Origin of the sequence: Streptomyces sp. TRM68367 (assembly GCF_014495685.1) — a bacterium.
In the GTDB taxonomy this organism is placed as follows: Bacteria; Actinomycetota; Actinomycetes; order Streptomycetales; family Streptomycetaceae; genus Streptomyces.
The window spans coordinates 25,164-31,674 of record NZ_JACTVI010000091.1 but is presented as its reverse complement, the minus strand read 5'-3'; the positions used below and the strand labels follow the sequence as shown (position 1 = coordinate 31,674).

8 protein-coding genes and 1 tRNA gene are annotated in these 6,511 nt (G+C 69.5%); 4 read left to right on the top strand and 5 right to left on the bottom strand.

Going from position 1 to position 6,511, the window contains the following annotated elements; genetic code table 11:
* Positions 1–86: 86 nt before the first annotated feature.
* From H8R17_RS36255 to H8R17_RS36240, 4 genes are all read right to left on the bottom strand, one after another.
* On the bottom strand, positions 87–548 hold the full coding sequence (locus H8R17_RS36255; protein WP_187827458.1) for a hypothetical protein: 462 nt from the start codon (positions 546–548) through the stop codon (positions 87–89).
* Between the two features lie 136 nt (positions 549–684).
* On the bottom strand, positions 685–2,223 hold the full coding sequence (locus tag H8R17_RS36250; RefSeq protein WP_187827457.1) for a hypothetical protein: 1,539 nt from the start codon (positions 2,221–2,223) through the stop codon (positions 685–687).
* Between the two features lie 268 nt (positions 2,224–2,491).
* Positions 2,492–2,872: a DNA-binding protein gene (locus H8R17_RS36245; protein ID WP_187827456.1), complete on the bottom strand. Its 381-nt coding sequence runs from the start codon at positions 2,870–2,872 to the stop codon at positions 2,492–2,494.
* The gene (locus H8R17_RS36240; protein WP_223125896.1) at positions 2,872–3,093 is read right to left on the bottom strand and encodes an AlpA family transcriptional regulator; all 222 of its coding nucleotides are present in this window, start codon (positions 3,091–3,093) and stop codon (positions 2,872–2,874) included. The genes H8R17_RS36245 and H8R17_RS36240 overlap by 1 nt, the downstream gene beginning before the upstream one ends.
* Before the next feature lie 102 nt (positions 3,094–3,195).
* Here H8R17_RS36240 and H8R17_RS36235 point away from each other — a divergent pair, with 102 nt between their 5' ends.
* Genes H8R17_RS36235 through H8R17_RS36230 form a run of 3 tightly spaced genes read left to right on the top strand, consistent with a single transcriptional unit; the run spans position 3,196 to position 5,359 of the window.
* Positions 3,196–3,858 (top strand): helix-turn-helix domain-containing protein, encoded by a 663-nt coding sequence (locus H8R17_RS36235; RefSeq protein ID WP_187827455.1) that lies wholly within the window; start codon positions 3,196–3,198, stop codon positions 3,856–3,858.
* On the top strand, positions 3,855–4,217 hold the full coding sequence (locus tag H8R17_RS47760) for a hypothetical protein (protein WP_262505780.1): 363 nt from the start codon (positions 3,855–3,857) through the stop codon (positions 4,215–4,217). The genes H8R17_RS36235 and H8R17_RS47760 overlap by 4 nt, the downstream gene beginning before the upstream one ends.
* Before the next feature lie 23 nt (positions 4,218–4,240).
* Positions 4,241–5,359, top strand: a complete 1,119-nt coding sequence (locus H8R17_RS36230; protein ID WP_316959630.1) for a site-specific integrase — start codon at positions 4,241–4,243, stop codon at positions 5,357–5,359.
* A 63-nt stretch (positions 5,360–5,422) separates the two neighbouring features.
* Here H8R17_RS36230 and H8R17_RS36225 read toward each other — a convergent pair.
* Positions 5,423–5,513, bottom strand: a tRNA-Ser gene (locus H8R17_RS36225).
* 257 nt (positions 5,514–5,770) lie between these two features.
* On the opposite strand from H8R17_RS36225, the gene H8R17_RS36220 reads away from it, so the two are divergent.
* On the top strand, positions 5,771–6,340 hold the full coding sequence (locus H8R17_RS36220) for an SSI family serine proteinase inhibitor (RefSeq protein ID WP_187827454.1): 570 nt from the start codon (positions 5,771–5,773) through the stop codon (positions 6,338–6,340).
* Positions 6,341–6,511 lie beyond the last annotated feature (171 nt).

The window sequence follows — 6,511 nt, the reverse complement described above, 5'->3', positions numbered from 1 at the left end:
CGCATCACTGGCCATGCACCCACCGGGACCGAGAGGTCACAACCCTACTCGTGAGGGCTGCAGAAGGGATGGTCCTCTAATGAGCTTCATCGGGTGCCGGCCTTCCCCGTCGGGCCTGCGGGCTGGACGCGGGAGCGGTTGAACTCGTCGTCCCGCTTGGCGAGGTCGGCGGCCGCTGCGTCGAGGACGCCTCCCGGGAGCCAGGAGAACGGGCCGGAGGGGAGCGGGGTGTCCCTAGGGGCGTCGTGCCATGCCGTGACGCCGTGGTGCCGGGCGGTCTCCTCCAGCCACGTGGTACGGAAGCCAGAGTTGTGCCACTCGCGGCCCAAGCCGAGGGCGATGTACAGGGCGGAGGCGGCCCGTACCCACTGGTTCCGGCCGCGCGGCTGGAGGCCCCAGCAGCGCGGGCACAGGTGGCCCGTCAGGTGGATGTCGGCGCGGAGCGTCCCCTGGGGTGCGGGGGCGCCTGGAGTGCCGCAGCACCAGCAGTGATTGTCCTCGGGGCGGCGGGTCGGGGCGATGGTGTCGGCGGGAGCGGGCCTGGTCACGGCGCGGTGGTCCTTCCTGCGGTGTGGGTGGTGATGAGGTCGGCGGCAGCTGTCCAGTCGGCGACGGCGGACGGCACGAGGGCGAGCATCTCGGGGGCGCGGCGGACGATTACCCGCCGGGGCAGCCGTGGGGCGGTCAGAACGGCGCCCCCTGGTGCAGGGACAGGCGGGCGTCCTCGAGGCACTCTCCGCAGAGCCGGACGTCGGGTGGCGTTCCGCGGCCGAGGCGGTGGCAGGTGGGTGTCGCGCACCGCCAGGTGGCGCGCTGCTCGGGCAGGCCGAACGCGTCGTGCTGCTCCCGGCGGTCCTGCTGCTCGGCCGCCTCCCGTGCCTGCCGCTCGGCGGCCAGCTGCGCAGTCTCCGCCTCCAGCCGGGCACCGAGGGCGGTGACGGTCCGCTCGGCCGCGCGTCCCTCGCACTCGGCGCACTCCTCACCGGTCGTCAGCAGGATGCCCAGTTCGCACTCTGGCCGGATACACTCCTGGGCGGTGAGGACCGTGGCGAGGTAGCCGACAGGGCGCCGGATGGCGTCGGGGCCGTCGTAGTCCTTGGCAGCCCGCTCAGGACCCTGGGCGCGGTACCAGCCGCGGTTGATCCGGGCGAGGGCGTGTTCCGGCCTGCGCGGGTAGGCATCGAACGCGGTGCTGCGGACGTCGGTGTTGTGGCCCAGGAGGAGCCGGACGGCCTTCCGGAGCGTCGCCGGGCGGGTGCCCTGCCGCGTCCCGACCTCAGCCAGAACGGGGCCAAGGGCCGCCCATACCTCCTCCTCATCGGCAACCGGCCGGGCCGGGGTCACCTTCGTCGTCCTGGGCGACTTGCGCTTCTGCTGTCGGGGAGGAGAGTCCTTCGGATCGGCGGCGAAGCCGCCCGGCTCGCTGTCGGCTTTCGGTGCCGCGCTGATGCTCACACCCGCAGGCGCCAAACCACCCGCACTTTGGCCTACGGCCGAACCCCCGTCAGTCGATGTAGAAGAAGGCTCTCGACCACCGGCTTTAGATAGGGCGTCACCCATAACGCCACCGGACGCGTCACCGATGACACCACCGGTAGCGTCACCGATGACACCACCTCCCTCGTTCGCCGAGTGCTCGGGGGTGGCTTCACTGGTGACGCCACCCCCACCCTTCTTCGACTTCTTCCGGCGAGCCCGCTCTTTGCGGCGCTGCTCCTCACGCTTGGCCTGCTGAGCACGCAGCTTCTCGCCATAGGCGGCCTGCCAGCCGGGCAGGTCGAAGTCGGGAGCGTACTCCCGCATCCACGCGTCGATGTCGAAACCGGGGATCGTGTGGCCGTACCGGGCAACAAGCTGCGGCGGGGTGTCTGCCGGTGGCGGGACACCGTGGATCAGCCACGCGTCGAAGATCATGTATAGGTTGGCGTCGTTCTCGTCCTCCTTGCCCTCCACCTTGCGGCGGACGACCCGCACCAGCCCGATCTCCTTCTCCAGGTACTCCGCGGCCCGGTCCACGGTCTGCTTCGAGCAGTCCAGACAGTCAGCGAGCGCAGCGCGGTACGGGTAGCCCTGGCCGGTGTCGCGGGAGCTGACGTCCGCGAAGGTCACGAGAATGTCGTACAGCGGCTTGGCCTTGCCGGAGTTCAGGCCAGGGTCCGGGTCCCGGGCCACACAGACGGCGAACATGCCGAACCGGAGGCCGGTGGAGCCCGGGCGACTCACGCTCGGGCGATGCGTGTTCGAGGGGTGCCGGGTCATCGGGCGCTCCCGGTGAGGCTCAGGCCGCGCGCGGCAGCGGGGGCAGTAGAGCCGGACACGAGCCCGTGGGTGTATGCCAGAGTGTGCATTGGCGTCTTTCTGGACAGTCGGACCCCGGGTCTGCTTGGCGGTAGGTACCGGGAACCGACGTGGATATGGCGTCAAGGCCGTGCCGTCGGCGTCCCAATCGCCGACGGCACGGCTGTCTCATGCCGCGGTGTCGTCGACCGGGTCAGCCGTGTGGCATCGCGCTTGCGGTCGTCCGCCGGAGCTGGATCACCTCAGCCGGGGCAAGGATGCAACCGCATGAGGCATGCAATTCACGACCCGCGACCTGCGGTGATACGGCGTGATGGCACGCAGTCGGCATAGTCGGGGTCGGCACGGGAACGGGCTCGGCGCCAACCTCGGAGCCGTACAGGTAGGTGATGATGTCTCGCGTCGGGATCTTGATTCGCCGGCCGAGGCGCAGGATCCGGGTCATCGTCCACTCGCCGCGTCGGATCTGCCCATAGACCGTGTCCGGGTCGACGCCGACGACGTCCGCGACAGTCGGCACGTCCGTAGTCGGCCCGAGCGCTTCGAGCGCCTCGCGACTCCAGCGGACCGTCATCAGAAAGCCTCCGCGCCCTGGCCGGTGAGGTACCGCTCTACATCGGCGCGGCGGTACCTGACCCTCCCGGAAGGGAGCTTCGTGTAGGGGATGCCGGTCCCCAGTGAGCGCTGGTTGGCCAGCGTCCGGACGCTGTAGCGCGTCATAGAGGCCGCCTCCCGAGGAGTCAGCCACCCCTTCGCATCCGGGCCGAGCTGCTCCTGAGTGCGTGTCTTCGACACAGCCCCTCCTGTCTGGATTTTCCATGAGAGAGCTTGTGAAATCTCGGTATCATCCGTGATGATGACGACGGTAGTTCAGGCCGCCCGACGTCGCAACTTTCCATGCTCGTGTCGAGAAAATATCGACATGCTAGCGTCGCGATTATGACGACAGGACGTATCGAGATGGGCCCTACAGCACGCACCGTTGCCGACAACATCCGGCGACTGCGCGAAGCCCGGGGAATGAGCCTTCGGGCCCTATCTGCCGAGCTCAAGAAGGTGGGCCGCAACCTGAGCGCCGACGCTCTCAACAAGATCGAGAACGGTCGGACACTCCCGCCCGAGGCCGAAGCTCCGAAGCAGATCCGACGCGCCGACGTCGACGACCTGATGGCGCTGGCAGCGGTCTTCAAGGTGAATCCCTCGGCGCTGCTCTTCCCTCACACCTACGAGGGCACGGTCGAGCTCACGGGCATCGGCCCGGTAGACGCCAAGACCGCGTGGAAGTGGGCTCGGGGATTCCGCCCGCTGCACGTTCCGGAGGGCGACGACGGAACGGCGTACGTGGACTTCCTGCGCCACGCCCACCCGCTCGGCTACCGCGACTTCGGCCGGAGTGAAGCCGGGCGACGTGCGTTCCGCGAGGACCACGGCGGGCGCGGTTTCGTGCAGCGCCGCCGGGATGGCACTTACTTCACGCACGACCAGGACGGGAACGTCTTGGACCTCGAGTTCGACGAGAGCGGAAATCTCGTCGAGCGACACGACAAGGGAGATGAATGAAGCCCTACAAGTCATGCAGTTGCCGAGAGCCGGAGACGAAGAAGCTCCTCGGCAAGAAGTGCCCGGACCTGAGCAAGAAGAGTCATGGCGGCTGGTATGCCCGCTACGAGGCGCCGCCTAGCGCCGACGGAAAGCGCCGGCAACCGCGGGTCGGCCCGTTCACCACCGAGCGGGAATGCAAGGACGAGTTGGTCAAGGTCCTCGGCCGGGCCAGCAACCCGAAGGCGCACGAGGAGCGTAAGACCACGCTCGCGGCGTTCCTGGAGCGCCGCTACACCTGGCGGAAGTCTGAGGCCGAGACCGGCGAGGGCCTCGCGAAGAAGACGACGCCGAGCGCGAGGCCATCGACCTCTACCTGACGCCCGGCCTCGGGCATATCAAGGTGGTCGACCTGACCGACGAGCACGCGCGCGAGCTGTACGCCGCCATGCGGAAGATCAACAAGCCGGAGGAGAAGGACGACCGCTCCGAGATCCTGCGGCGGCTTGTCGGGGCGCGGGCAACGAGGGATGGCCGGCGAATCCACTCCCGGCCGATATCCGAGTCCCGCATCAAGCGGGTGCACGCCGTGTTCCACGGGGCCATGACGGACGCCGTGAAGGTGTCGAAGATTCGGACGGACAACCCACTTGAGGGCCTGTGGCGTTCGAAGGGCGGCAAGCGCAGCAAGGGCCGCGCGAAGCCGCTGCTGTGGACCGTCGAGCGCGTCGAGGCGTGGGAGCGTACGGGCGTCGTTCCGGCGAAGGTGATGGTCTGGACGGCGACGCAGACGGGGAACTTCCTCGACTTCGCCGAGGCGTCCGAGGAACGGCTTTACCCGGCGTTCCACCTGACCGCGTACTACGGGCCGCGCCGGAGCGAGCTGGTCGGCGCGGAGGACCAACACCTCAGCCTCGAACGGGGTTGGCTGCACATCCTCCAGGCGCAGGCTGACGACGAGCTCGACGACACCAAGACCGAGGCCGGTTGGCGTCAGGTTCCCCTCGACGAAGAGACGGTGCGCGTCCACAGGGCGTGGCGGAAGCGGAAGCTCGAAGAGCGGTTGCAGTGGGGCGAGGCGTACGAGGACTCGGGGCGCGTGTACGTCTACGAGGACGGCAAGGCGCTCAAGCCCGCGTACCTGTCCAGCCGGTTCGCCATCCTGATCGAGCGGTACGGCAACATTCGGGAGAAGGCCAGCGAAGGCTGGCCGGTCGAGCGGATCGCCAGGAAGTACCGGACGACGGAGGCCGCGGTGCACGTCGCGCTGCGGATGGTGCTCCCGCCCGTCCGCTTCCATGATCTCCGGCACGGCGCGGCGACGATGCTGATCGCGGCCGGGGTCGACGACAAGTTCGTGAGCGAGGTCCTGGGGCACGCCTCGGTGGCGTTCACGAAGGACGTGTACGCGGTCGTCGCGGAGGAGATGGCGGCGGACGCCACGCGCCGGATTGCGGCGTTCATCCCCCGTGCCAGCAGGCCCGCGGCCGTTAGTGCCATCAGCGTGCCATCTGGGGGTTGAAAATGGCTCTGAACGCGACTCAGGGAGCCCAGCCGAAATCAGCCGAACTCCCTGGTCAGAGGGCGGAGGCGGAGGGATTTGAACCCTCGATGGGCTTTAAGACCCAAACCGCATTAGCAGTGCGGCGCCATAGACCGGACTAGGCGACGCCTCCAGGCACAACCTCCCGCGCGCGAGTGCGAGTGGGTGGTGCGTCCCGATGATGACACAGTCGAGCGTGGTGTCACCAATCGCCCCCCACGGTACTAGGCAGGCGGGCCGCAGGGCAAAGGCCTTGTCGCCGGTGGCAGCGCCCCCGTCCCCCTTCCCACCGGCGGCAACGCCGAGGGCCCGGGGTCCGGACGGGCGGTAGGCAGCCACCGGCGTGCACGCGGCGCGCAACGTCCGTGCGCCCGGCGCGTTAGTCAGGCCATGTTGCAGGTCACTCATCGGGGCGCCGGCCCCCGCGTCGACGCCCGCCTCCGCGCACAGCTCCGTACACAGCTCCTTGTACGGCCCACGCTGCGCCGCCTTCTCAGCGGTGCCACCGCCTCCGTCGCCGTCGTCACCTCCCTGTCCGCAGCGCCCCCGGCCGCGTACGCCGAGCCCGCCCTCGCACCGGACGCCCTCGCGCCTCCCCCGGTGCGCGACGAGGACCGGACCGGTGACCGCCTCACTGTGACCGTGCGGAACGCGGGCGAGGGCGCGGACGGGACGTTCGAGCTGCACTGCCACCCCGACGGCGGCAGCCACCCGGATCCGGGCGGGGCCTGCGCCGCCGTGGAGCGGAACACACGGTGGGGCGAGGACACCTTCGCGCCCGTACCGGAGGGCAGCGTCTGCACCATGCAGTACGGCGGGCCGGCCACCGCGCACGTCACCGGCACCTGGGCCGGGCGGCCCGTCGACGCGGCGTACGAGCGCAGCAACGGGTGTCAGATCGAGCGCTGGGACCGGCTGGTGCCCCTCCTGCCCGATCTCCGGCCCACGGGCCGCTCCTGAGAGCCGGTCCGCCCCGGGAAGGGAATCAGGGATGCCGACCCGCGACGGGAGCCGCAGCCAGGGTGCAGACGGGACGCGGACGGGAAACGACTTCCGAAAGGTCCCGTGAAGGTATGGCGAGGAGCGGGTGACGTGGCCAGGCGGTCCATGCCACGTCGGCGTCGGTGCGGT

Excerpts from the sequence above, each read along its gene's own strand:
- H8R17_RS36245 (WP_187827456.1), bottom strand. The coding sequence starts at position 2,872 with ATGACGGTCCGCTGGAGTCGCGAGGCGCTCGAAGCGCTCGGGCCGACT.
- H8R17_RS36235 (WP_187827455.1), top strand. The coding sequence starts at position 3,196 with ATGCTCGTGTCGAGAAAATATCGACATGCTAGCGTCGCGATTATGACG.
- H8R17_RS47760 (WP_262505780.1), top strand. The coding sequence starts at position 3,855 with ATGAAGCCCTACAAGTCATGCAGTTGCCGAGAGCCGGAGACGAAGAAG.
- H8R17_RS36220 (WP_187827454.1), top strand. The coding sequence starts at position 5,771 with ATGTTGCAGGTCACTCATCGGGGCGCCGGCCCCCGCGTCGACGCCCGC.